This is a genomic window from Pseudomonas fluorescens HK44, from assembly GCF_000217955.3.
Taxonomy (GTDB): Bacteria; Pseudomonadota; Gammaproteobacteria; order Pseudomonadales; family Pseudomonadaceae; genus Aquipseudomonas; species Aquipseudomonas fluorescens_AQ.
The window spans coordinates 194,358-216,944 of the sequence record NZ_AFOY02000002.1 but is presented as its reverse complement, the minus strand read 5'-3'; the positions used below and the strand labels follow the sequence as shown (position 1 = coordinate 216,944).

At 60.2% G+C, this 22,587-nt stretch carries 19 protein-coding genes; 11 read left to right on the top strand and 8 right to left on the bottom strand.

The window, feature by feature from the left end; translation table 11 throughout:
- Window positions 1-9: 9 nt before the first annotated feature.
- From nuoI to HK44_RS01205, 9 genes are all read left to right on the top strand, one after another.
- Window positions 10-555, top strand: a complete 546-nt coding sequence (gene nuoI / locus HK44_RS01245; protein ID WP_019689818.1) for an NADH-quinone oxidoreductase subunit NuoI — start codon at window positions 10-12, stop codon at window positions 553-555.
- Window positions 556-564: 9 nt separating this feature from the next.
- Window positions 565-1,065, top strand: a complete 501-nt coding sequence (gene nuoJ / locus HK44_RS01240) for an NADH-quinone oxidoreductase subunit J (RefSeq protein ID WP_019689817.1) — start codon at window positions 565-567, stop codon at window positions 1,063-1,065.
- Window positions 1,066-1,069: 4 nt separating this feature from the next.
- A complete protein-coding gene (gene nuoK, locus HK44_RS01235) occupies window positions 1,070-1,378 on the top strand; it encodes an NADH-quinone oxidoreductase subunit NuoK (protein WP_019689816.1) in 309 nt (102 codons plus the stop codon).
- The gene (gene nuoL / locus HK44_RS01230) at window positions 1,375-3,228 is read left to right on the top strand and encodes an NADH-quinone oxidoreductase subunit L (RefSeq protein ID WP_019689815.1); all 1,854 of its coding nucleotides are present in this window, start codon (window positions 1,375-1,377) and stop codon (window positions 3,226-3,228) included. Before nuoK ends, nuoL begins: the two co-directional genes overlap by 4 nt.
- Window positions 3,229-3,267: 39 nt before the next feature.
- Window positions 3,268-4,800: an NADH-quinone oxidoreductase subunit M gene (gene nuoM / locus HK44_RS01225; RefSeq protein ID WP_019689814.1), complete on the top strand. Its 1,533-nt coding sequence runs from the start codon at window positions 3,268-3,270 to the stop codon at window positions 4,798-4,800.
- Between the two features lie 7 nt (window positions 4,801-4,807).
- Complete coding sequence (gene nuoN / locus HK44_RS01220) at window positions 4,808-6,271, top strand: NADH-quinone oxidoreductase subunit NuoN (protein ID WP_019689813.1); 1,464 nt, start codon at window positions 4,808-4,810, stop codon at window positions 6,269-6,271.
- Window positions 6,272-6,445: 174 nt separating this feature from the next.
- Window positions 6,446-6,673, top strand: coding sequence for a hypothetical protein (locus tag HK44_RS01215; protein ID WP_141651651.1), 228 nt, complete (start codon window positions 6,446-6,448; stop codon window positions 6,671-6,673).
- A complete protein-coding gene (locus HK44_RS01210; protein WP_019689812.1) occupies window positions 6,670-6,909 on the top strand; it encodes a type II toxin-antitoxin system Phd/YefM family antitoxin in 240 nt (79 codons plus the stop codon). Before HK44_RS01215 ends, HK44_RS01210 begins: the two co-directional genes overlap by 4 nt.
- The gene (locus tag HK44_RS01205) at window positions 6,906-7,283 is read left to right on the top strand and encodes a type II toxin-antitoxin system VapC family toxin (protein ID WP_019689811.1); all 378 of its coding nucleotides are present in this window, start codon (window positions 6,906-6,908) and stop codon (window positions 7,281-7,283) included. The genes HK44_RS01210 and HK44_RS01205 overlap by 4 nt, the downstream gene beginning before the upstream one ends.
- 80 nt (window positions 7,284-7,363) lie before the next feature.
- Here HK44_RS01205 and cysS read toward each other — a convergent pair whose 3' ends face one another.
- Window positions 7,364-8,746 (bottom strand): cysteine--tRNA ligase, encoded by a 1,383-nt coding sequence (cysS, locus tag HK44_RS01200; RefSeq protein WP_019689810.1) that lies wholly within the window; start codon window positions 8,744-8,746, stop codon window positions 7,364-7,366.
- Window positions 8,747-8,788: 42 nt separating this feature from the next.
- Entirely contained in the window at window positions 8,789-10,486 is a 1,698-nt protein-coding gene (locus HK44_RS01195) for a glutamine--tRNA ligase/YqeY domain fusion protein (protein WP_019689809.1), read from the bottom strand.
- Between the two features lie 277 nt (window positions 10,487-10,763).
- Between HK44_RS01195 and HK44_RS01190 the strand changes: the two genes are divergently transcribed.
- Window positions 10,764-11,267 carry a peptidylprolyl isomerase gene (locus HK44_RS01190; protein ID WP_019689807.1) on the top strand — a complete coding sequence of 168 codons (504 nt, stop codon included), beginning with the start codon at window positions 10,764-10,766 and terminating at the stop codon, window positions 11,265-11,267.
- Entirely contained in the window at window positions 11,264-12,016 is a 753-nt protein-coding gene (locus tag HK44_RS01185; RefSeq protein ID WP_019689806.1) for a UDP-2,3-diacylglucosamine diphosphatase, read from the top strand. The genes HK44_RS01190 and HK44_RS01185 overlap by 4 nt, the downstream gene beginning before the upstream one ends.
- 120 nt (window positions 12,017-12,136) lie before the next feature.
- On the opposite strand, the gene HK44_RS01180 is transcribed toward HK44_RS01185, so the two are convergent.
- The 6 genes from HK44_RS01180 to HK44_RS01155 form a co-directional block, all read right to left on the bottom strand.
- Complete coding sequence (locus HK44_RS01180) at window positions 12,137-13,666, bottom strand: DHA2 family efflux MFS transporter permease subunit (protein ID WP_019689805.1); 1,530 nt, start codon at window positions 13,664-13,666, stop codon at window positions 12,137-12,139.
- A 64-nt stretch (window positions 13,667-13,730) separates the two neighbouring features.
- Window positions 13,731-14,933 (bottom strand): HlyD family efflux transporter periplasmic adaptor subunit, encoded by a 1,203-nt coding sequence (locus HK44_RS01175; protein ID WP_019689804.1) that lies wholly within the window; start codon window positions 14,931-14,933, stop codon window positions 13,731-13,733.
- Window positions 14,934-14,948: 15 nt separating this feature from the next.
- Window positions 14,949-16,424 (bottom strand): efflux transporter outer membrane subunit, encoded by a 1,476-nt coding sequence (locus HK44_RS01170; RefSeq protein ID WP_019689803.1) that lies wholly within the window; start codon window positions 16,422-16,424, stop codon window positions 14,949-14,951.
- On the bottom strand, window positions 16,421-16,894 hold the full coding sequence (locus tag HK44_RS01165; protein WP_024264673.1) for a MarR family winged helix-turn-helix transcriptional regulator: 474 nt from the start codon (window positions 16,892-16,894) through the stop codon (window positions 16,421-16,423). Before HK44_RS01165 ends, HK44_RS01170 begins: the two co-directional genes overlap by 4 nt.
- A gap of 260 nt (window positions 16,895-17,154) precedes the next feature.
- A complete protein-coding gene (locus HK44_RS01160) occupies window positions 17,155-20,826 on the bottom strand; it encodes a translocation/assembly module TamB domain-containing protein (protein ID WP_019689801.1) in 3,672 nt (1,223 codons plus the stop codon).
- On the bottom strand, window positions 20,823-22,550 hold the full coding sequence (locus tag HK44_RS01155) for an autotransporter assembly complex protein TamA (protein WP_019689800.1): 1,728 nt from the start codon (window positions 22,548-22,550) through the stop codon (window positions 20,823-20,825). The genes HK44_RS01160 and HK44_RS01155 overlap by 4 nt, the downstream gene beginning before the upstream one ends.
- Window positions 22,551-22,587: the final 37 nt, after the last annotated feature.

Below are 22,587 nucleotides of genomic sequence, written 5' to 3'. Positions count from 1 at the left end.
TAGAGAATCATGAAGTATATTTTTGACATCGTGCATGGCTTCTTCACCCAGCTTCGCAGCCTGGTGATGATCTTCGGCCATGCCTTCCGCAAGCGTGACACGCTGCAATATCCGGAAGAGGCGGTGTACCTGCCGCCGCGCTTTCGGGGGCGTATCGTCCTGACCCGCGACCCCGACGGTGAAGAGCGTTGCGTTGCCTGCAACCTGTGCGCCGTGGCGTGCCCGGTCGGCTGCATCTCGTTGCAGAAAGCCGAAACCGAAGACGGTCGCTGGTACCCGGAGTTTTTCCGTATCAACTTCTCGCGCTGCATTTTCTGTGGCCTCTGCGAGGAAGCCTGCCCGACCACCGCGATCCAGCTGACACCGGATTTCGAAATGGCCGAGTTCAAGCGTCAGGACCTGGTTTACGAGAAAGAAGATCTTTTGATCGCAGGGCCCGGCAAAAACCCTGACTACAACTTCTATCGTGTTGCAGGTATGGCCATTGCCGGCAAGCCGAAAGGCGCCGCGCAGAATGAAGCCGAACCGATCAACGTGAAGAGCTTGCTGCCTTAAGGAAGAAAGATGGAATTCGCTTTCTATTTCGCGTCAGGAGTTGCCGTTGTGTCCACGCTTCGCGTGATCACCAACACCAATCCTGTACACGCCCTGCTCTACCTGATTATTTCGCTGCTCGCCGTGGCGATGACCTTTTTCAGCCTCGGTGCTCCATTTGCCGGTGTACTGGAAGTGATCGCCTACGCCGGCGCCATCATGGTGCTGTTCGTGTTCGTGGTGATGATGCTGAACCTCGGCCCGGCCTCGGTTCAGCAAGAGCGCGTCTGGCTCAAGCCCGGTATCTGGGCGGGGCCGGTGGTACTGGCTGCGCTGCTGCTGGCTGAACTGCTGTATGTGCTGTTCAGCCATTCCAGCGGCACCGGCGTCGGCCACACCACCGTAGACGCCAAGGCCGTGGGCATCAGCCTGTTCGGTCCTTATCTGCTGGTGGTCGAACTCGCCTCGATGCTGCTGCTCGCCGCAGCCGTCACGGCGTTCCACTTGGGCCGCAACGAGGCGAAGGAGTAACTTTATGCCTGCTATCCCTCTCGAACATGGTCTGGCGGTTGCCGGCATCCTGTTCTGCCTCGGTCTGGTTGGCCTGATGGTCCGCCGCAACATTCTCTTCGTGCTGATGAGCCTGGAGGTCATGATGAATGCCGCAGCCCTGGCTTTCATCGTTGCCGGTAGCCGTTGGGGCCAGCCGGATGGACAGATCATGTTCATCCTGGTGATCAGCCTGGCAGCCGCCGAGGCCAGTATTGGCCTGGCGATTCTGTTGCAGCTGCATCGCCGCTTCCACACTCTCGATATCGACGCTGCCAGCGAGATGCGCGGATGAACCTTCTCTATCTGACTTTCGTATTTCCCCTGATCGGTTTCCTGCTGCTGTCGTTCTCACGCGGGCGCCTCTCGGAAAACCTCTCGGCGCTGATCGGCGTCGGCTCCGTCGGCCTCTCGGCGATCGTCGCTGCCTACGTCATCTGGCAGTTCAACGTCGCGCCGCCTGAAGGCGGTCACGTCACCCAGGTGTTGTGGCAGTGGATGTCGGTAGGCGACTTCAAGCCGAACTTCGCCCTGTACCTGGATGGCCTGTCCGTGACCATGCTCGGTGTGGTCGTCGGCGTGGGCTTCCTGATCCACCTGTTCGCGTCCTGGTACATGCGCGGTGAAGACGGTTACTCGCGCTTCTTCGCGTACACCAACCTGTTTATCGCCAGCATGCTGTTCCTGGTGCTGGGCGATAACCTGTTGTTCCTGTACTTCGGTTGGGAAGGCGTGGGCCTGTGCAGCTACCTGTTGATCGGTTTCTACTACAGCAACCGCAACAACGGTAACGCCGCACTCAAAGCCTTCATCGTCACCCGTATCGGCGACGTGTTCATGGCCATCGGCCTGTTCATCCTGTTCCAGCAGTTGGGCACGCTGAACATTCAGGAGCTGCTGGTCAAAGCGCCTGAGCACTTCAAGACCGGTGACTTCTGGATCGTCATGGCGACCCTGATGCTGCTGGGCGGCGCTGTCGGTAAATCCGCGCAACTGCCGCTGCAAACCTGGCTGGCGGATGCGATGGCCGGTCCTACCCCGGTTTCGGCACTGATCCACGCCGCGACCATGGTGACCGCCGGTGTCTACCTGATCGCCCGTACCCACGGTCTGTTCGCCCTGGCGCCGGATATCCTGCACCTGGTCGGCATCGTCGGCGGTGTGACCCTGGTGCTCGCCGGTTTCGCAGCCCTGGTCCAAACCGACATCAAACGTATCCTCGCCTACTCGACCATGAGCCAGATCGGCTACATGTTCCTGGCGCTGGGCGTGGGTGCCTGGGAAGGCGCGATCTTCCACCTGATGACGCACGCGTTCTTCAAGGCGCTGCTGTTCCTTGCTTCCGGTTCGGTGATCGTTGCCTGCCACCACGAGCAGAACATCTTCAAGATGGGCGGCCTGTGGAAGAAACTGCCACTGGCCTACGCCAGCTTCATCGTCGGCGGCGCGGCCCTTGCCGCCCTGCCACTGGTGACCGCAGGTTTCTACTCGAAAGACGAAATCCTCTGGGAAGCCTTCGCCAGCGGTAACCACGGTCTGCTCTATGCCGGTCTGGTGGGTGCCTTCATGACGTCGCTGTACACCTTCCGCCTGATCTTCATCGCGTTCCACGGTGAAGTGAAGACCGAAGCCCACGCCGGTCACGGCATTGCTCACTGGCTGCCATTGTCGGTGCTGATCGTGCTGTCGACCGCCATTGGCGCGATGATCGTTCCGCCACTGCACGGCGTACTGCCAGAAAGCGTTGGCCATGCCGGCGGCGAAGCCAAGCACAGCCTGGAACTGGTCTCGGGCGCTATCGCCCTGTCCGGTATCCTGCTGGCCGCGCTGCTGTTCCTCGGCAAGCGTCGCTTCGTCACCGCCATCGCCAACAGCGGCATCGGCCGTCTGCTCTCGGCCTGGTGGTTCGCGGCCTGGGGCTTCGACTGGATCTACGACAAACTGTTCGTCAAGCCGTACCTTGCGATCAGCCACATGCTGCGCAAAGACCCGTTCGACCAAACCATCGGTTTGATCCCGCGGATGGCCAAAGGGGGTCACAACTCCCTGAGCCGTACCGAAACAGGTCAACTGCGTTGGTACGCCGCCTCGATGGCTGCTGGTGCCGTGCTGGTTATCGGCGCTGTCGTGCTGGTAGCGGTCTGATATGAACCTTGCGAACTTGCGAAAGGAAACGAGCCCGTCATGATTCTGCCATGGCTAATCCTGATCCCCTTCATCGGCGGCCTGCTGTGCTGGATGGGTGAGCGCTTCGGCGCTACCCTCCCCCGCTGGATTGCGCTGTTGACCATGACCCTGGAACTCGCTCTCGGCCTCTGGCTGTGGGCCCACGGTAACTATTCATTTGCCCCGGCACCTGGTGCCGATCCGACCTGGGCGCTTGAGTTCAAGCACGTCTGGATCGAGCGCTTCGGCATCAACGTGCACCTGGCCCTCGACGGCCTGTCGCTGTTGATGATCATGCTGACCGGTCTGCTGGGTGTCCTCTCGGTACTCTGCTCGTGGAAAGAGATCCAGCGTCACGTTGGCTTCTTCCACTTGAACCTGATGTGGATCCTGGGCGGTGTCGTCGGCGTGTTCCTGGCCCTCGACCTGTTCATGTTCTTCTTCTTCTGGGAAATGATGCTGGTGCCGATGTACTTCCTCATCGCGCTCTGGGGTCACAGTTCTTCGGACGGCAAGAAAACCCGGATCTACGCAGCAACCAAGTTCTTCATCTTCACTCAGGCCAGCGGCCTGATCATGTTGGTGGCGATCCTGGGTCTGGTACTGGTCAACTTCAACAGCACGGGCGTGATTACTTTCAATTACTCCGACCTGTTGAAAACCAAGATGTCGCTGACCACCGAGTACGTTCTGATGCTCGGCTTCTTCATCGCCTTCGCGGTGAAGCTGCCAGTAGTGCCGTTCCACTCCTGGTTGCCGGATGCTCACGCACAGGCACCGACTGCGGGTTCCGTTGACCTGGCCGGTATTCTGCTGAAGACCGCTGCGTACGGTCTGCTGCGTTTCGCCCTGCCGTTGTTCCCGAATGCGTCGGCCGAGTTCGCACCGTTCGCCATGGCCCTGGGCCTGGTCGGGATCTTCTACGGTGCGTTCCTGGCTTTCGCCCAGACCGACATCAAGCGTCTGGTCGCCTACTCCAGCGTTTCGCACATGGGCTTCGTGCTGATCGGCATCTACTCCGGCAGCCAGCTGGCCCTGCAAGGCGCAGTGATCCAGATGCTCGCGCACGGCCTGTCGGCAGCGGCACTCTTTATCCTCTGCGGCCAGCTCTACGAGCGCACCCACACTCGCGACATGCGTGAGATGGGCGGCCTGTGGTCGAAGATCGCCTACCTGCCCGCCATCAGCCTGTTCTTCGCTGCAGCTTCGCTGGGCTTGCCGGTGACCGGTAACTTCGTCGGTGAGTTCCTGATCCTGATCGGCACCTTCGCCAGCGCGCCGTGGGTCACCGTGATCGCGACTGCCGGCCTGGTGTTCGGTTCCGTCTACTCGCTGATCATGATTCACCGTGCCTACTTCGGTCCGTCCAAATCGGACGCCGTGCTGCATGGCATGGATACTCGCGAAATGATCATGGTGGTTGGACTGGCGGCACTGCTGATTTACATCGGCGTCTACCCGCAACCGTTCCTCGATACCTCTGCCGCTACGATGCATGGCGTGCAGCAATGGTTCGGTACCGCCTTCACTCAACTCGCTTCGGCCCGGTAAGAGCGCTATGGACTTTACGATTCAACACTTTATCGCGCTTGCGCCATTGTTGATCACCAGCGCCACGATCATCGTGGTGATGCTGGCGATCGCCTGGCGCCGCAACCACTCGCAGACCTTCCTGCTGTCGGTCGCGGGTCTGAACCTGGCCTTGCTGTCGATCCTGCCAGCCTTGAAAGTCGCGCCTCTGGCTGTGACTCCCTTGCTGCAGATCGACAGCTTTGCCTGCCTGTACATGGCGCTGATCCTGGTCGCCACCCTCGCTTGCGTCACCCTCGCCCATGCCTACCTCGGCGAAGGCGGTACGGGTTACCCGGGCAACCGTGAAGAACTGTACCTGCTGATCCTGATGGCTGCCGCCGGTGGCCTGGTTCTGGTCAGCGCGCAGCACCTGGCCGGGTTGTTCGTCGGTCTGGAACTGCTCTCGGTACCGGTCTACGGTCTGGTGGCCTATGCCTTCTTCAACAAGCGCTCACTGGAAGCCGGCATCAAGTACATGGTGCTGTCGGCAGCCGGTTCTGCGTTCCTGTTGTTCGGTATGGCCCTGCTCTACGCCGAAGCCGGCACCCTGAGCTTCAGCGGCATCGGTCACGCCCTTGCGGCCACCGGCCTGCCAAGCCCACTGGCACAGATGGGCCTGGGCATGATGCTGATCGGCCTGGCGTTCAAGCTGTCGCTGGTACCGTTCCACCTCTGGACGCCGGACGTCTACGAAGGTGCCCCGGCACCGGTTGCGGCGTTCCTGGCCACCGCCTCGAAAGTTGCCGTGTTCGCGGTCATGGTGCGTCTGTTCCAGATCTCGCCAGTGGCCAGCAGCGGTGTGTTGAGCACCGTGCTGACCGTGATCGCGATTGCCTCGATCCTGTTCGGTAACCTGTTGGCACTGACCCAGAGCAACCTCAAGCGTCTGCTGGGTTATTCGTCCATCGCGCACTTCGGTTACCTGCTGATCGCCCTGGTGGCGAGCAAGGGTCTGGCGATGGAAGCCATCGGCGTGTACCTGGTCACCTACGTGATCACCAGCCTCGGCGCTTTCGGCGTGATCACCCTGATGTCCTCGCCGTACAAAGGTCGTGACGCTGACGCACTGTACGAGTACCGCGGCCTGTTCTGGCGTCGTCCGTACCTGACCGCCGTTCTGACCGTGATGATGTTGTCGCTGGCCGGCATCCCGCTGACTGCAGGCTTCATCGGCAAGTTCTACATCATCGCCACCGGTGTCGAATCTCACCAATGGTGGCTGGTCGGCTCCCTGGTACTGGGCAGCGCCATCGGCGTCTTCTACTACCTGCGCGTCATGGTCACCTTGTACCTGATCGAGCCAAACCTGCGTCGCGTCGACGCTCAACTGCACTGGGAACAAAAGGCAGGCGGCGTGATGCTGCTGGCCATCGCAGTGCTGGCGTTCTTCCTCGGCCTGTACCCACAGCCGTTGCTGGCACTGGTTCAGCAAACTGGCCTGGCCGGTTGATCGCTTAAGCGATACGCAGCAAAAAACACAAACGGCACCTTCGGGTGCCGTTTTTGCGTTTGGGGGACTGCTCTCCCCTTTCTCGGAATATGCCTGCAAAGAGACCGGTGGCAGCTGACATCCGGCTGATGCAACCGAGCGCTAAGGTGAGTGACGGGCTATCAGGAGCATTCAATGAAACGGGATATTTTTTCAGACATGGTCGAAGGTTTTAAATGCCTGGCGACTGAGCAACAACGCAACATTCTGGTAAGGGGTACTCCCGAATCGCCAGCACCCTCAAAAACCTCTCGACCTTTCACCGCTAACTCGACACATGACAACGCGACCTATTGTCCACTCACCTTTGCCTACCCCAAAAATTCTGGCTATATTTGCCAGAATATTGGAGGGGCATCATGATCATCGTTCCGTTAGGTGAAGCAAAAAACAATTTGTCCAAACTGGTCGATGACGCTGCTTCCGGACAGATCATCACGATCGCTAAACATGGCCGAGCCCTTGCCCGCCTTGTTCCCGTGGGAAAACCCTCCGGACGGCGCATCGGAGCGATGAAAGGCAAACTGACCCTGCCTGAAGACTTTGATGCGCCGCTACCGGACGAGATGCTGGACGCATTTGAAGGGACTCATGGATGAGGGTCTTACTCGATACACATATTCTGCTTTGGACTCTCAGTGATGATCCAAAACTATCCGGCAGAGCCAGAAAACTCATTGAGAGCGCCGCTGAGATTTACATCAGCGCAGCTACTTTCTGGGAGATGGCGATCAAGGTTGGGCTGGGAAAGCTAAGCGTTGATTTGGAAGAGGTACGAGAATACTGCCTCGAAAGCGGTTTCATAGAGTTGCCTGTCACTTCAGAACACGCCATTGCAGTGAAAGACCTCGAACATCACCATCGCGATCCGTTCGATCGCCTTATTGTTGCAACTGCAATCACAGAACCAATGAAGCTACTCACCACCGACCCTTTAGTCGCCAAATACACATCACTCGCTATTTTGGTTTAACTGGTTCTATCTCAACAAAGATTACGTCCATCAAACAAAAACCCGCACAAGGCGGGTTTTGTTTTTAGCTCAAGCAGGCTTTAGTCAGCCAGGCGCCACGTTGTGCCGCCCTTGCCGTCTTCCAGTACCACGCCCATGGCGGTGAGCTGATCGCGGATGCGGTCCGACTCGGCCCAGTCCTTATTGGCACGGGCAGTCAGGCGCGCCTGAATCAGCGCCTCGACTTCTGCTGCATCGACCCGGCCTTCAGCACCGGCTTGCAGGAAGTCATCGGCTTCGAGCTGCAACACGCCGAGCACACTGGCCAGCTCTTTCAGACGTGCCGCCAGACCTGCCGCCGCATTCAGATCGCTCTCACGCAGACGGTTGATCTCGCGCACCATCTCGAACAGCACCGCACAGGCTTCCGGCGTGCCGAAGTCGTCGTTCATCACCTGGGTGAAACGTTCGACAAAGGCTTCGCCACCGGCGGCCGGAACCGTCGGCAGGCCTTTCAACGCGTGGTAGAAACGCTCTAGAGCGCCCTTGGCGTCCTTGAGGTTGTCTTCCGAGTAGTTGATCGCGCTGCGGTAGTGACTCGATACCAGCAGGTAACGCACGACTTCCGGGTGGTACTTGTCGAGCACGTCGCGAATGGTGAAGAAGTTGTTCAAGGACTTGGACATCTTCTCGCCATTGATGCGAATCATCCCGCAATGCATCCACGCGTTGGCGTAGGTCTTGCCGGTGGCCGCTTCGCTCTGGGCGATTTCGTTCTCGTGGTGCGGGAACTCAAGGTCGCTGCCGCCGCCATGAATATCGAAGGTCTCACCGAGGCAGCAGGTCGACATCACCGAGCACTCGATGTGCCAGCCCGGACGCCCGGCGCCCCATGGCGATTCCCAGCTCGGCTCACCTGGCTTGGCGGCTTTCCACAGCACGAAGTCCAGCGGGTCCTGTTTCGACTCGTCGACTTCGATCCGGGCGCCGATGCGCAGGTCTTCGATCTTCTTGCGCGACAGCTTGCCGTAGCCCATGAACTTCGCGACGCGGTAGTACACGTCGCCGTTACCCGGCGCGTAGGCGTAGCCCTTGTCGATCAGGGTCTGGATCATCGCGTGCATGCCGGCAATGTGGCCGGTGGCGCGCGGTTCCATGTCCGGCTTGAGGATGTTCAAGCGCGACTCGTCTTCGTGCATTGCCGCGATCATGCGCTCGGTCAACGCTTCGAACGACTCGCCGTTTTCACGGGCGCGATTGATGATCTTGTCGTCGATGTCGGTGATGTTGCGCACGTAGGTCAGGTCGTAACCGCTGAACCGCAACCAGCGGGTCACCAGGTCGAACGCGACCATGCTGCGGCCATGGCCCAGGTGGCAGTAGTCATAAACGGTCATCCCGCAGACGTACATGCGCACCTTGTTGCCATCCAGCGGCTTGAAGACTTCTTTGCTCTTGGTGAGCGTGTTGTAGATCGTAAGCACGATTGTTCCTATTTATCAGAACCGGTCAGGCCTGGCTCTAAATCACTGGCCCCACGAATCACGCAGGGTCACGGTACGGTTGAATACCGGAGCGCCCGGTTTCGAGTCCTTGATATCCGCGACGAAGTAACCTTCGCGCTCGAACTGGAAACGGTCTTCCGGCTGTGCGTTGCCCAACGAGGGTTCAGCACGACAACCGGTGAGGACTTGCAGTGAGTCAGGGTTGATGTTGTCCAGGAAACTGGCGCTGTCTTCGGCCTTCTCAGGATTCGGCGAACGGAACAGGCGATCGTACAGACGCACTTCGCACTCGATACTGGCCGCGGCCGGCACCCAGTGGATCACGCCTTTGACCTTACGGCCTTCAGGGTTCTTGCCCAGGGTTTGCGGGTCATACGAGCAACGCAGTTCGACGATGTTGCCATCGGCGTCCTTGATTGCTTCGTCGGCACGGATCACGTAGCTGCCGCGCAGACGCACTTCACCGGCCGGCTCCAGGCGCTTGTAGCCCTTCGGCGGCTCTTCCATGAAGTCTTCACGGTCGATGTAGATCTCACGGGCGAATGGCAGAACCCGCACGCCCATGTCTTCTTTCGGGTGGCAAGACAGTTCGAGGTTCTCGACCTGGCCTTGCGGGTAGTTGGTGATCACGACTTTCAGCGGACGCAGTACGCACATGGCGCGTGGGGCGCTGTGGTCGAGGTCGTCACGGATGCTGAATTCGAGCATGCCGAAATCCACCACGCCGTCGGAACGGTTGGTGCCGATCATTTCGCAGAAGTTGCGGATCGATTTCGGCGTGTAGCCACGGCGGCGGAAACCCGACAGCGTGGACATGCGCGGGTCGTCCCAGCCATTGACGTGCTTTTCATCGACCAGTTGCTTGAGCTTGCGCTTGCTGGTGATGGTGTAGTTCAGGTTCAGACGGCTGAACTCATACTGACGCGGGTGCGCCGGCACTGGCAGGTTGTCGAGGAACCAGTCGTACAGCGGACGATGGCTTTCGAACTCCAGGGTGCAGATCGAATGGGTGATGCCTTCGATGGCGTCCGACTGACCGTGGGTGAAGTCGTAGTTCGGATAGATGCACCACTTGTCACCGGTCTGGTGGTGATGGGCATGACGGATGCGGTACAGGATCGGGTCGCGCAGGTTCATGTTCGGCGAGGCCATGTCGATCTTGGCCCGCAGTACGCGTGCGCCGTCCTTGAACTCGCCGGCCTTCATGCGGGCGAACAGGTCGAGGTTTTCCTCAACCGAGCGGTCGCGGAACGGGCTGTTCTTGCCGGGCTCGGTCAGGCTGCCGCGGTATTCCTTGGCTTGTTCAGGAGACAGATCGTCGACGTAGGCCTTGCCCGCCTTGATCAGCTCGACCGCCCACTCGTGCAACTGGTCGAAATACTGCGAGGCATAGCGCACTTCACCGGACCACTCAAAGCCCAGCCACTTGACGTCGCTTTCGATGGCGTCGATGTATTCCTGGTCTTCCTTGGCCGGGTTGGTGTCGTCGAAACGCAGGTGCGTCACGCCACCGAACTCCTGGGCCAGGCCGAAGTTCACACAGATCGACTTGGCGTGACCGATGTGCAGGTAGCCGTTGGGCTCAGGCGGAAAACGGGTGACGATCTGCGTGTGCTTACCCGAGTCCAGGTCCGCCTGGATGATCGGCCGCAGGAAATTGACCGGCACGGCAGGGCCGGTCTTGGAATTCGAGGTAGGGTCGACAGTGGGCTTGCTCATAGGATCCTTGAACGTACAAGTGCGTGGCCTTCATGGAGGCCTGACAAAACAAAGGCGCTATCATAGCCGATGCGGTCAAGCGCCTGACAGAGCAGGCCCTAAAACAGGTGCGTTTAATGCGCCTGATTTGAAAAACAGCCTCGAAATTCGCGGCCATCACGCTAAACTGCGCACCTTGGCGATTTTTTGCCAAACAGGCAGGGGCTCGCACGCGTCACGCAGCGCCCCGAAAGCCACGAATTCCTTGAAAACGTTTCTCCTTAAAAGAGTATCGATCATGACTCAAGTCAAACTGACCACCAACCACGGCGACATCGTCCTGGAACTGAACGCCGAAAAAGCCCCGATCACCGTGGCCAACTTCATCGAATATGTTAAGGCCGGCCACTACGAAAACACCATTTTCCACCGTGTTATCGGCAACTTCATGATCCAGGGCGGCGGTTTCGAGCCAGGCATGAAGGAAAAGAAAGACAAGCGTCCAAGCATCCAGAACGAAGCTGACAACGGTCTTTCCAACGACAAATACACCGTCGCCATGGCTCGCACCATGGAGCCGCATTCGGCTTCCGCGCAGTTCTTCATCAACGTCGCCGACAACAGCTTCCTCAACCACAGCGGCAAGAACGTTCAGGGCTGGGGTTATGCCGTGTTCGGTAAAGTGACCGCCGGTACTGACGTTGTCGACAAGATCAAAGGTGTTTCGACCACCATGAAGTCCGGCCACCAGGACGTACCCGCAGACGACGTGATCATCGAGAAAGCCGAGATCATTGAGTGATATTGCTGATTTCAGATTTACATCTGGAAGAGGAACGCCCGGACATTACCCGGGCGTTTCTGGATTTGCTCGCCACCCGCGCCCGTTCGGCGCAAGCGTTGTACATTCTCGGCGACTTTTTCGAGGTGTGGATTGGCGATGACGCCATGAGCCCCTTCCAACGCTCCATCTGCCAGGCCCTGCGCGAACTTAGCGACAGCGGCACGGCGATCTTTCTGATGCACGGCAATCGCGACTTCCTGCTTGGCAAGGCCTTCTGCAAAGCAGCTGGCTGCACCTTGCTCAAGGATCCGAGTGTCGTGCAATTGCAGGGTGAGCCGGTGCTGTTGATGCACGGCGACAGCCTGTGTACCCGCGACGAAAGCTACATGAAGCTGCGCCGCTACCTGCGCAACCCCATCAGCTTGTTCATCCTGCGCCATCTGCCGCTGCGTACCCGCCGGACACTGGCGCGCAAGCTGCGCAGCGAGAGCCGCGCGCAAACCCGGATGAAAGCCAACGACATCGTCGATGTGACCCCCGAGGAAATCCCGCGGATCATGCAGCAGTACGGGGTGAAAACCCTGGTCCACGGCCATACCCACCGCCCCGCCATCCATAAATTGCAGATTGGCGAACAAGCGGCCAAGCGCATTGTGCTGGGCGATTGGGATCGCCAGGGGTGGGCGTTGCAGGTGGATGAGCAGGGGTTTCAGCTGGCGGCGTTTGATTTCGCGCCGCCGCCACAGCTGGCAGCTCCCGGCAGCTAACGGTCAAATACAAACCCAATGTGGGAGCCTGCTCGCGATGGCGGACTCAAACTCAACATCTTTGTTGACTGATCCACCGCTTTCGCGAGCAGGCTCGCTCCCACAGGGAATGTGTTTGACTCAATGTCCGCTTGCCTCCGGCCCCGCCTTCGCTGCGAACGGCGGCTTGGCCAGCCACACCAGCAGAATCAACCCCATAAAGCCCCAGCCCAACAGCGTGAAGTAATCCACGGTGGAGAGCATGTATGCCTGGCTGGTCAGCAGGTGATCGAGTTGCGCATACGCCGGATTGCCCGCCCCGCCCAAGGTATTCAATGTATCGCGGGTCGCCGGATCGAAGGTGCTGAGGCTTTCGCTCAGGTAGGCGTGATGCTGATCGGCGCGACGGATCCAGATCCAGGTGGTCAGCGATGCCGCAAAGCTGCCGCCCAGGGTCCGCAGGAAGGTCGCCAGCCCCGCGCCATCGGCGATCTGATGCGGTGGCAGGTCCGACATCAAAATGCTCAGAGTCGGCATGAAGAACAGCGCCACGCCAATCCCCATGAACAGTTGCACCAGCGCCACGTGCTGGACGTCCACCTCATTGGTGAAGCCGGCGCGCATGAAGCAGCTCAGGCCGATGGCCAGGAACGCCAGCCCGGCCAGCAGTCGCAAGTCGAACCTGTTCGCGTACTTGCCGACAAAGGGCGACATCAGCACCGGCAGAATCCCGATCGGCGCCACCGCCAGCCCGGCCCAGGTCGCGGTGTAGCCCATCTGGGTTTGCAGCCACTGCGGCAGAATCAGGTTGATGCCAAAGAACCCGGCGTAACCCAAGACCAACACGATGGTGCCGATGCGGAAGTTGCGATACGCGAACAGCCGCAGATTCACCACCGGGTGCTTGTCGGTCATCTCCCAGATCACGAACACGGCCAGCGCAATCGCCGAAATAGCTGCACCGATAATGATGAAGTTCGACTCGAACCAGTCCAGGTCATTACCTTTATCGAGGATGATCTGCAGCGCGCCGACACCAATGATCAAGGTCAGCAGACCGATGTAATCCATCGGCTGACGGCTGATCACCACCGGACGCTCCTTGAGTTGCTGCTTGACCACCATCACCGCGAATACGCCAATCGGCACGTTGATGAAGAAAATCCACGGCCAGCTATAACTGTCGGTAATCCAGCCACCGAGTATGGGACCGGCAATCGGCGCGACCACCGTGACCATCGCCAGCAACGCCAGGGCCATCCCCCGTTTCGCCGGCGGATAGACCGCGATCAGCAGCGTCTGGGTCATCGGGTACAACGGCCCTGCCACCAATCCTTGCACCACCCGGAACCCGACCAGCTCGGGCATCGAGGTCGAGATACCGCAGAGGAACGACGCCAGCACGAACAGGATGGTCGCCCACAGAAACAGTTTCACTTCGCCAAAACGCCGACTCAGCCAACCGGTCAACGGCAGCGCGATGGCGTTGCTCACGGCGAACGATGTGATGACCCAGGTGCCCTGCTCCGAACTCACGCCCAGGTTGCCGGAAATAGTCGGCAAGGCCACGTTGGCGATGGTGGTGTCGAGCACCTGCATGAAGGTCGCCAGCGACAGGCCAATGGTGCTGAGCACCAGGCTGGGCGGTTTGAAAGACGCGTTAGTACTCATCGCGAATCCTTTGAAACGAGGCAGTCGCTGCGACCGTTACGGCCGCAGCTGAGGGATTGGCGAATCAGCGTTGAGCGGTTTTGGCCGCCAGTGAGCTGTTGTCGTGGATCAAGCGGGTAATCATCGCGTCGGCCTCGGCCAACTGACGGTCGTAGACGTTGGTGCTGAACGAAGCCTTTTGTGGCGATTGCTGCGCCAGCACCGGACCGCTCTGGTCGTGCAGGTTGACGTTGACCATCGTCGACAGGCCCACCCGCAACGGATGTGCGTCCAGTTGCTCGGCGTTGATGTGAATCCGCACCGGCACCCGCTGAACGATCTTGATCCAGTTACCGGTGGCGTTTTGCGCCGGCAGCAAGGCAAACGCGCTACCGGTCCCGGCGCCCAGGCTGTCGATGGTGCCGCTGTATTTCACATCGCTGCCATAGAGGTCGGCTTCGATGTCCACCGGCTGACCGATACGCATGTCACGCAGCTGGGTTTCCTTGAAGTTGGCGTCGATCCACAGTTGATCCAACGGGATCACCGCCATCAGCGCAGTCCCCGGCTGGACCCGTTGGCCAAGCTGTACGGTGCGCTTGGCCACATAACCGGTGACCGGTGCGATCAGCGTGCTGCGGGCGTTGGTCAGGTAAGCCTGGCGCACTTGCGCAGCGGCGGCCTGGACGTCCGGGTGGGACGAAACCACGGTGTCATCGACCAGCGCGCTGGTGGTGGCGAGTTGCTGCTGCGCATTGGCCAGGGCGTTCTGCGCCGAGGTCAGGTCATCCCGTGCGTGGGACAGTTCTTCCTGGGAGATCGCCCCGCCCGCCGCCAGATTCTTCCGGCGATTGAAGTTGTCCTGAGCCTTCTGCACTTCAGCTTTCTGGGCGTTGACCTGGGCTTTCATACCGTCAACGTTGCTGTACAGGCCGCGCACCTGGCGCACGGTTCGGGCCAGATTGGCTTGTGCACTTTGCAGGCCGACTTGCGCGTCGTTCGGGTCGAAGTTGACCAGCACCTGGCCTTCGTGGACCAGATCGCCATCGTCTGCACCGATGCTGACAACCGTGCCGGTGACCAGCGGAGTGATTTCCACCACGTTGCCATTAACGTAGGCATCGTCGGTGCTTTCGCTCCAGCGTCCGTAGAGTTCGTGCCAGCCCCAGACACCGAGGCAGCCAACAATGACCAGGATCGTCAGCACCAGCAGCATGAATTTGCGTTTGCCTGGATTGCCCGCGTCTTGCGCGCTTTCAGGCGTTGGGTTGTTTTCGATAGTGGCCATGACAAGTACCTTGAATTATTGATTCAGCGTGGCAGGCGCTGGGGATGGAGTGGCCGCGGCCAGGGTGTCGGCTTGGAACCCGCCGCCCAGCGCCTGCATCAGTTGAATCGACAGATCGATCTGCTCGGCATTCAGGTTCGCCAACTGACGCTGGGCCTGGAGCAATTGCTGCTCGATGCTGAGCACGTCCAGGTAGTTACCGATGCCGGAACCGTAACGCTGGACCACCGTGTTGTAAGAGTCCTGGGCAATGTCGGTGGCGTGTTGCTGCGCACCGATCTGCCGGCCGATGTCACGCAACTGGGAAATCGTGTCGCTGACATCCCCCAAGGCTTTGACCAGCGTCTTGTTGTACTGCGCGACCGCGAGGTCGTAGTCGGCGTCGCGGGCATCGAGGTTGGCGCGCAAGCGGCCACCATCGAAGATCGGCAACGACACGGTTGGCATAATGTTGAAGAAGCGGCTTGCCGAGCCGAACAAGGCGTCCCCCAACAATGATTCGGTGCCGGCGGCTGCGCTCAGGTTGAGGTTCGGGTAGAACCTGGTTTTACCGGCATCGATGCTTTTGCTCGCCGCCTCGACCCGCCAGCGCGCGGCGATCAGGTCCGGGCGACGACCGAGCAATTCCGCCGGCAGTGTCGACGGCAACGCCACGGCGCTGGCCTGAAGGACTTTCGGCCGGGCAATCTCATTACCGCGATCCGGACCTTTACCGAGCAGCACAGCCAGGGCGATTTTTGCGCTCTGCAGGGTCTTTTCAGCGTCGATCAACGTCGCTTCGGAACTGGCTTCCAGGCTTTCGGTTTGCTGGTACTGGTATTGACTGTCGATGCCGGAGCTCAGCCGGCGCTTGCTCAGATCGAGCATTTGCCGGGTGCGCTTGAGGTCGTCGTTAGCCAGGTCATGAACGATGTGGGCCTGGCCCAGATTGCTGTAGGCACGGGCGACATCGGCGGACAAGGTCAGTTGCGCGGCTTGCTGATCGACTTCAGCCGCCCGGGCCTGGCCCAGCGCCGCTTCCCAGGTGGCACGCTGGCCGCCCCAGAGGTCGAAAGTGTAATTGAAGCTGGCGCCGATACTGCGCACAGTGGAATAAGTGCCACCCGCTCCGGTCGGGTCCTTGTCGCGAGCCAACCGCGAGCGGCTGACGCTGGCGCTGGCATCGAGAGTAGGCATCCGTGCAGCATCGGCAGCATAGGCGGCAGCGCTGGCCTGGTGGGCTCGGGCGTCGGCGATCTGCATGTCCGGGCTGTCGTGCAGGGCTTCGCGGATCAGACCGTCGAGCTGCGGGTCGCCAAGGCTTTTCCACCAGTCGCTCTTCGGCCAGGCCGCCGGCGACAGGGTGACACCGTTGAGGGACTGCCCGGCCTTGAGGGTTTTCGCATCGAGGCTCACGCCTTGGGTATTCAGGCCGCTGTAGCTGGCACACCCGGCCAGGCTCATGGCCACAAGCACCAGGCTGACGCGAGTACGCAAGGTTTTACTGCTCATTTGTCACCTACCCGCAGCAAGGTGATCGAGTCACCGGCCGCCAGCAAAATTTTCTTCAGGATCTGCTCCAGGGTTTTCAACTCTTCTGGCGTGATGGCGCCTGCCAGTTCGTTCATCGCCTCGGCACCGATATGCGGCAGACGGTCGGCCAGCGCCTGACCCTCCTCGGTCAGCACCAGTTGCACCTGACGTCGGTCGCCTTCGCAGCGTTGGCGGACGAGAAAGCCCTTCTGTACCAGACGATCGAGCATGCGAGTCATCGAACCGCTGTCCAGCGACAAGTGCCGGCACAGCTCGGCCGGCGTGTCGACGCCGAACTGGGCCATGATGATCAGCACCTTGAACTGCGCGGCGGTGATGCCATGGGGTTCCATGTGCGTATCGATGATCCGGTCCTTGAGCAGCGCGGCGCGCCCGAGCAAGAGACCGAGGTGGCAATTCTGGAATTCGTCTGGCGTGAAATGTTTCATCTGACCACCCATTAGCTGCCTAGGCAGGGAAAGTATGTCCAGATATTACTGCCTAGGCAGCGAATGTCAACGCAATAGTTAGGTGGCTTTGTAATTGGGTGATAAATGGCGAGGGGAAGTTGTTTCGGATCGACGACCGCGGCGCAGCCATCGTCGGATCGCCGCCCGGAGCAAGCTCGCTCCCACAGGGATCACGCTGAACCTGTGGGAGCGAGCTTGCTCGCGATTGGAGCGACTCGGTGTATTTGGAAGGACGGGGTTTAGAAATCCCGTTTGTAGAAGATATCCAGCGAACTGGCGATGCCGCTGGCGGCTTCCAGGTAGACCATTTTGCTCAGCTTGTAACGCAGTGCGATGGTGTTGGCCGGTTCGAAGACCCCGACGCCGTAACGCAAACTGAGTTTTTCGGAGAGGTTGCCGCTGGCCACCACGCTGGTGGTGGTGCCGCTGCCGTGGGTGTCGAGCTGGAAGTCCTGAATGCCCAGATCCTTGGCCAAACTGCCGGTCAGATCGGAACTGCCCATCAAGCCCAGTCCCAGCGCGGCTTGAGCGAGCATGTTGTTGTCTTCGCCGTTGCTGGTCAGCGGACGCCCGAGCACCAGATAGGACAGTGCCTGTTCCTGGCTCATCGCTGGCTCCGAGAAGATCTGCGTGGTCGGCTGTTCGGCGCTGCCACTCAGGCGAATACCGGCGATCACGTCGTCGGTCTGGCGCACCGCTTCGATGTCCAGATACGGCTGATCGATGGGCCCGGCGAACAGCAGCCGCGCACGCCGTACCGTCAGGCGCTGGCCGTACGCACGATAACGGCCATCGTTGAGCCAGAGCTCGCCGCGGGTGTCCATGTTGTCACCGATGTGCACATGACCTTGCAGGTTCGCCGTCAGGCCGAACCCGGCAAAGCTGAGCTTGTCCTCACCCACCACCACATCGATGTCCATCGCCATGGCCATCGGCGGTTTGCCCGCTTCGGTCTGGTGACCGACGATCACCGTGTCATCGGAGACCTTGACCGTTGACGGCGGCAATTCACGCACGGTGATTTCGCCTTTGGGCACCTGCACCTTGCCGACAATCGCCAGTTTGTCGTTGTTGATCGAGATTTTCAGGTCCGGTGCCACTTCCAGCACGGCGTACGGCTCGACCGTGACCGGCAGTTGTGTGCCTTTGAGGCTCAGGTCCACCACCAACGCTTGCCCCCAGGCAACATGCCCGTTCAAGCTGCCCTGCCCGGCCTTGCCGCTTTTCCAGCCGCCGTTGAGCTGCACGCTCTCGCCGGCAATCTGCGCCTGAAGCTGCAACGCCTCGAAACGCGTCGGCAGTTGCGGTCCAGAGATTTCACCGTCGCTGAGGGTCAGGTTGCCATTGACCTGCGGCGCCAGCAGCCCGCCCGACAAACTGCCGCTGCCATTCAAGCGCCCGGTGAGTTTCTCGACCATCGGCACAAACGGTCGCGCCACCGACAGGTCCAGACCGCTCAGACGGAACGAACCGCTCAGCGGTTTGCTCTTGGGCAGCGGATTGATCTGCGCCTGCACCATCAGCTCGCCCAACTTGCCACCGACAAAATCAAGCTGCGTGTCGATGCGTTTCGGGTTCAGGGTACTGGTCAGCTTCAGCGTCTGGTAAGGGAAATCCAGCCACTGATCCTTTTCCTTCATGCGCAGCGTACCGCCGCTGGCATCGACCATGATCTGGCCTTTCGGCCCACTGGCCGGCAGGTCGAGTTGCATGTCGGCATTGAGCTTGCCGTGCCAGGCGAAGTCTTTCGGCAGCCATTGCGCGAGGCTGTCGATCGGGAACTGCTTGAGGTGGTAACGCAGTTTCGGCTCGGGCATCAGCCGCTGGTCTTCGCCGCACAGGCTGGCCGGCCCGGACATCCAGCAATGGGCGCCGAAGGTCAGTTTGCCGTCGGCCAGACGTTCGATTTTCGCCGGATTCTGCAGCTTCCAGTCCTGGCCGCCGGCCTGTATGTCGCCACTGGCCAATCGGCCGCGCCAATTGCCTTTATCCAGATTGCCGTCGAGGCCCAGCGCCAGTTTCAGTTGCGGACCTAGCAGGTCCAGTTGCAGCTTCTGGTTTTTGATATCGCCCTGGCCGCTGGCGGTCAGCGTGCCCAGTTGAGTATCGCCAACCTGAATGCCGCTACCCTTGAGGTCGATCTTCGCCCGTTGCGCGCTGTCGAGACTGGCATCGAGGTTCAGGCTTTGCAGGCGATTATCGTCAAATGCCAACTGCACGCCTTGCAGGCTGAGTTTGCCTTGCGGTGCCTGGAGGTTGCCGGCAACGTCGACTCGACCATTGAGTTGACCGCGCAACTGCGGCCAGAGCTGACCAAGGCGCGCTGCCTTGATGTCAATCTGGCCGGCGAGTTTCTGTTGCAGGCTGCCGCTGCCATCGATGCGGTTGTCGCCCAGACGGATGTGCAGCGCGCTGAGGTTCCAGCGCTCGCCCACGCCATCGGCCTTGGCTTGCAAGACTGCCGGCTGACCGCGCAGCTTGCCCTTGAGGTCGAGGTCAGCGTCGAGGCTCAGGTGTTGATCTTTCATTTCACCCTTGCTGCGCAACGGACCGGCCAGGGTCCCCGGCAGCTCCGCCAGCCAGTACGCCGGGTTGATCGCCGACAGGTCCAGCGCAGTGTCCCAGGCAATGCCATCGGCGAATTGCAGGTTCAAATGCCCTTCGGCCTTGCCCTGCCCGGCCGCCAGTTTGAATTCCGGCAGGAAGATTTTCGTCAGATCGCCGCTGAACGGACTGCTCAGGCTGAACGCTCCGGCCGGACCATCCAGCGCCGCCTTGAAGTTGCCCAGGTAGTTGCCGTCGCGGTAGGACACTTGACCATTGAAGCTGCGCAGCGCCACCTGGGGTTCGGCGATCAGCGGGTACAACCGATGCCACGGGAAGTCCAGCCAATCGATTTTCGCCTCGGCACTCAGCCCCTCGGACCAATCGAGCTGGCCGCTCAGCTTGAGGTTTTGCGTGTCATTGGCGCTCAGATCGAGCCCGGCGATCTGCGCGCCCTTGGCGTCGACCTTGCCTTGCAGCAGCAACGCGACCGGGCCCTGCTCCGCTGGCAATGTCGCTTTGCCGAGCAACTGGTAACCGTTTTTCAGGTCACCGTTGCCGGTCAGTTCCAGCTGATTGAGCTGCAAGGTGTCCGGCAAATCCACGCTGGCCTTGAAGCCATCGGCGGTAATCCGCACCTTGGCCGGCAGGTTTTCCACCAGTGGTTGCAACTCGCCCGTCAGTTGACCTTGCAGGTAACCGCTGCTGTCGGCGTTGAGGTTCAGGGTTTTCAACAAATCGCCGTCGATTTTCAGCGCCAGCGTCCACGGTGCTTTACCCGGTGCCGGCAAGGTCAGCTTGCCTTCGGCGCTGAGCGGCCAGTTGCCGGTTGGTTGCAGCAGCCCGGACAGGTCCAGGCTGAGGTCGTCGCGTTGCAGATGCACAGAGTCGATCTGCAAGCCCTTGGCCGTCCAGTGCGCGGCCAGTTGCAGGTCTTTGAGCTGCTCGCTGCCGTTGAGCAACAGGCTGCCGATTTGCACCTCGCCCAACTGGATCGCCACCGGCAATTTCAACTCAGGCAGGCTGATCGGCCCGCTGCTGGCTTCGCTGCTCGGGGCAAATTGCAGAATGACTTGCTCAGCCTTCAATTGCTCGATGCACAGGGTCATGCGCAGCAGGCACAGTGGCGACCAGGCAAACACTGGCTTGTTCAGCTCGACCCGACTGCCCGTTTGCTGCCAGAGCAGATGATCGGCACTCCATTGGCCGCCCAGGCGCCCCTGGAAATTCTCTACGCTCAAACCCGGCACCTGGCCCAGCGTCCAACGGCTGCCCGCTTGTGTACCGAGCAAGGCGCCGATGCTCAGCAACAGCAACGCCACCAGCGAGAGCGTCGCCAGCAGCGCTATTTTCAAACCACGCTTCACAGCTCAGGCCCCATGGAAAAGTGCAAACGAATACCACCGGGATCATCCAGCGCATGGGCCAGGTCGAGGCGGATCGGCCCGACCGGCGAAACCCAGCGCACGCCAACGCCGACCCCGGTCTTGAGGCTCGGCAGGTCCAGCGTGTTAAACGAGTTGCCCTGATCGACAAAGGTTGCGATCCGCCATTTTTCGGCGATGGAGTATTGATACTCGACGCTGCCAGCCACCATGTAGCGCCCGCCCACGCGCTCGCCGTCGGAATTTACCGGGGACAGACTCTGGTAGTCATAACCGCGCACGCTCTGATCGCCACCAGCGAAGAAGCGCAATGACGGCGGAATGGTTCGATAGCCATTGGTGGCACTGCCACCTAACTGTGCCCGAGCGAGGAACCGATGGTTGTCCCACACCGTGGTGATGCCTTTGATCAATGCAGTGCCGTACACCACGTTGTTGTCCGAACCCACCCCTTGCTTGGCCACCTTGCTCTCGAACTGCAAGCGGTAACCGTTGTGCGGGTCGATGCGGTTATCACTGCGCAGATAGGAGTAACTGATGCCGGGCATCAGCAAGGTACTCAGGCCCGAATCGTCGCCCAGGCGATATTCCTCGTGCTGCCATTTCAACGAAATCACCCGCTGCCAGCCGCTGGGCAATTCGCTGTGCCATTCAGGACCCACAGTCAGCAATTTGCTCAAACTGTCGGTGTTGGCCAGTTCTTCATTTTGATAACCACCGGCAAAGCGCAGTTTGTCGGTGAGTGGCGGGTCCAGTGGCACGTCATACCACAGGCCGACGTTCTGCCGCGGCGCCGAGACTTCCGCTTCCCAGCCATAACTGTGGCCTTGCGCATTGACCCAGTGCCGGGTCCAGTTGGCCTTGGCCCGTGGCCCGACGTCAGTCGAAAAGCCCAGCCCCAGGCCCATGGTGCGCGGTTTGCGCGTGTCGAGTTTGACCGCCACCGGAATCACGTCATTGGCCGCAGCAGTCGGCGCCGCATCCACCCGCACCGCGTCGAAGTAGCCGCTCGATTGCAACGCCTGATTGAGTTCGGCGATCAGTTCGGAGTCATACGGTGCCCCGCTCTTGAACGGCACCATGCGTTGCAGCAGCTCTTCGTCGAACGGCGTATCGCCGGTAAAGTTGACCTTGCCCAAAGCATAACGCGGGCCACTGTCGTAAATCAGTTCGATGTCCGCGACACCGGCCCGAGGGTCAACCAACAGTTTCTGGCTGGTAAAGCGCCCACTGAAAAAACCGAAGCGCGAAGCCTGGTTCTGGATCAGCCGCTTGGCGTCTTCGTAATGCCCGTGATTGAGAACGGCACCGGGGGTGAGCAGGTCGCTCTTGGGTACACGAAAGGATTTGAGGGTCGCAGCCGGGCCGTTGACACGAATGGTCACGTTGCGCAAATGCACCGGTTCGCCGGGGTCGATGTTCAACACCAACGTTGGCGACTTGCCGTTTTTGACTTCGCTTTCTATATGGGGCTGGTAATAACCCAAGGCCTGGGCGGCCTTGCGGGCTTGCTCTTCGGCGCCACGACGAAAGCGCAACAAGGCTTCTTCATCACGATCGCCCAGACCACCGATATAGCCCTCTATATTGGCCCTCAGTTCATCGTTGGACGGTTTGATCCTGACGTTCAATTCACTTTGAGCCAGGGCTGCTACGCTGCTGAACAGTACGAGCAAACCGCTGGTAAATCTTCCTGGAAACTTCATAGGCGCAGATGCTATCACGAGCGTAGAGGCGCGATAG

Coding starts and splice junctions, on each gene's coding strand:
- HK44_RS01165 (WP_024264673.1), bottom strand. CDS start 16,894: ATGAAACATTTCACGCCAGACGAATTCCAGAATTGCCACCTCGGTCTC.
- nuoJ (WP_019689817.1), top strand. CDS start 565: ATGGAATTCGCTTTCTATTTCGCGTCAGGAGTTGCCGTTGTGTCCACG.
- nuoK (WP_019689816.1), top strand. CDS start 1,070: ATGCCTGCTATCCCTCTCGAACATGGTCTGGCGGTTGCCGGCATCCTG.
- nuoM (WP_019689814.1), top strand. CDS start 3,268: ATGATTCTGCCATGGCTAATCCTGATCCCCTTCATCGGCGGCCTGCTG.
- nuoI (WP_019689818.1), top strand. CDS start 10: ATGAAGTATATTTTTGACATCGTGCATGGCTTCTTCACCCAGCTTCGC.
- nuoL (WP_019689815.1), top strand. CDS start 1,375: ATGAACCTTCTCTATCTGACTTTCGTATTTCCCCTGATCGGTTTCCTG.
- HK44_RS01170 (WP_019689803.1), bottom strand. CDS start 16,424: ATGAGCAGTAAAACCTTGCGTACTCGCGTCAGCCTGGTGCTTGTGGCC.
- HK44_RS01195 (WP_019689809.1), bottom strand. CDS start 10,486: ATGAGCAAGCCCACTGTCGACCCTACCTCGAATTCCAAGACCGGCCCT.
- HK44_RS01190 (WP_019689807.1), top strand. CDS start 10,764: ATGACTCAAGTCAAACTGACCACCAACCACGGCGACATCGTCCTGGAA.
- HK44_RS01175 (WP_019689804.1), bottom strand. CDS start 14,933: ATGGCCACTATCGAAAACAACCCAACGCCTGAAAGCGCGCAAGACGCG.
- nuoN (WP_019689813.1), top strand. CDS start 4,808: ATGGACTTTACGATTCAACACTTTATCGCGCTTGCGCCATTGTTGATC.
- HK44_RS01210 (WP_019689812.1), top strand. CDS start 6,670: ATGATCATCGTTCCGTTAGGTGAAGCAAAAAACAATTTGTCCAAACTG.
- HK44_RS01180 (WP_019689805.1), bottom strand. CDS start 13,666: ATGAGTACTAACGCGTCTTTCAAACCGCCCAGCCTGGTGCTCAGCACC.
- HK44_RS01155 (WP_019689800.1), bottom strand. CDS start 22,550: ATGAAGTTTCCAGGAAGATTTACCAGCGGTTTGCTCGTACTGTTCAGC.
- HK44_RS01215 (WP_141651651.1), top strand. CDS start 6,446: ATGAAACGGGATATTTTTTCAGACATGGTCGAAGGTTTTAAATGCCTG.
- HK44_RS01205 (WP_019689811.1), top strand. CDS start 6,906: ATGAGGGTCTTACTCGATACACATATTCTGCTTTGGACTCTCAGTGAT.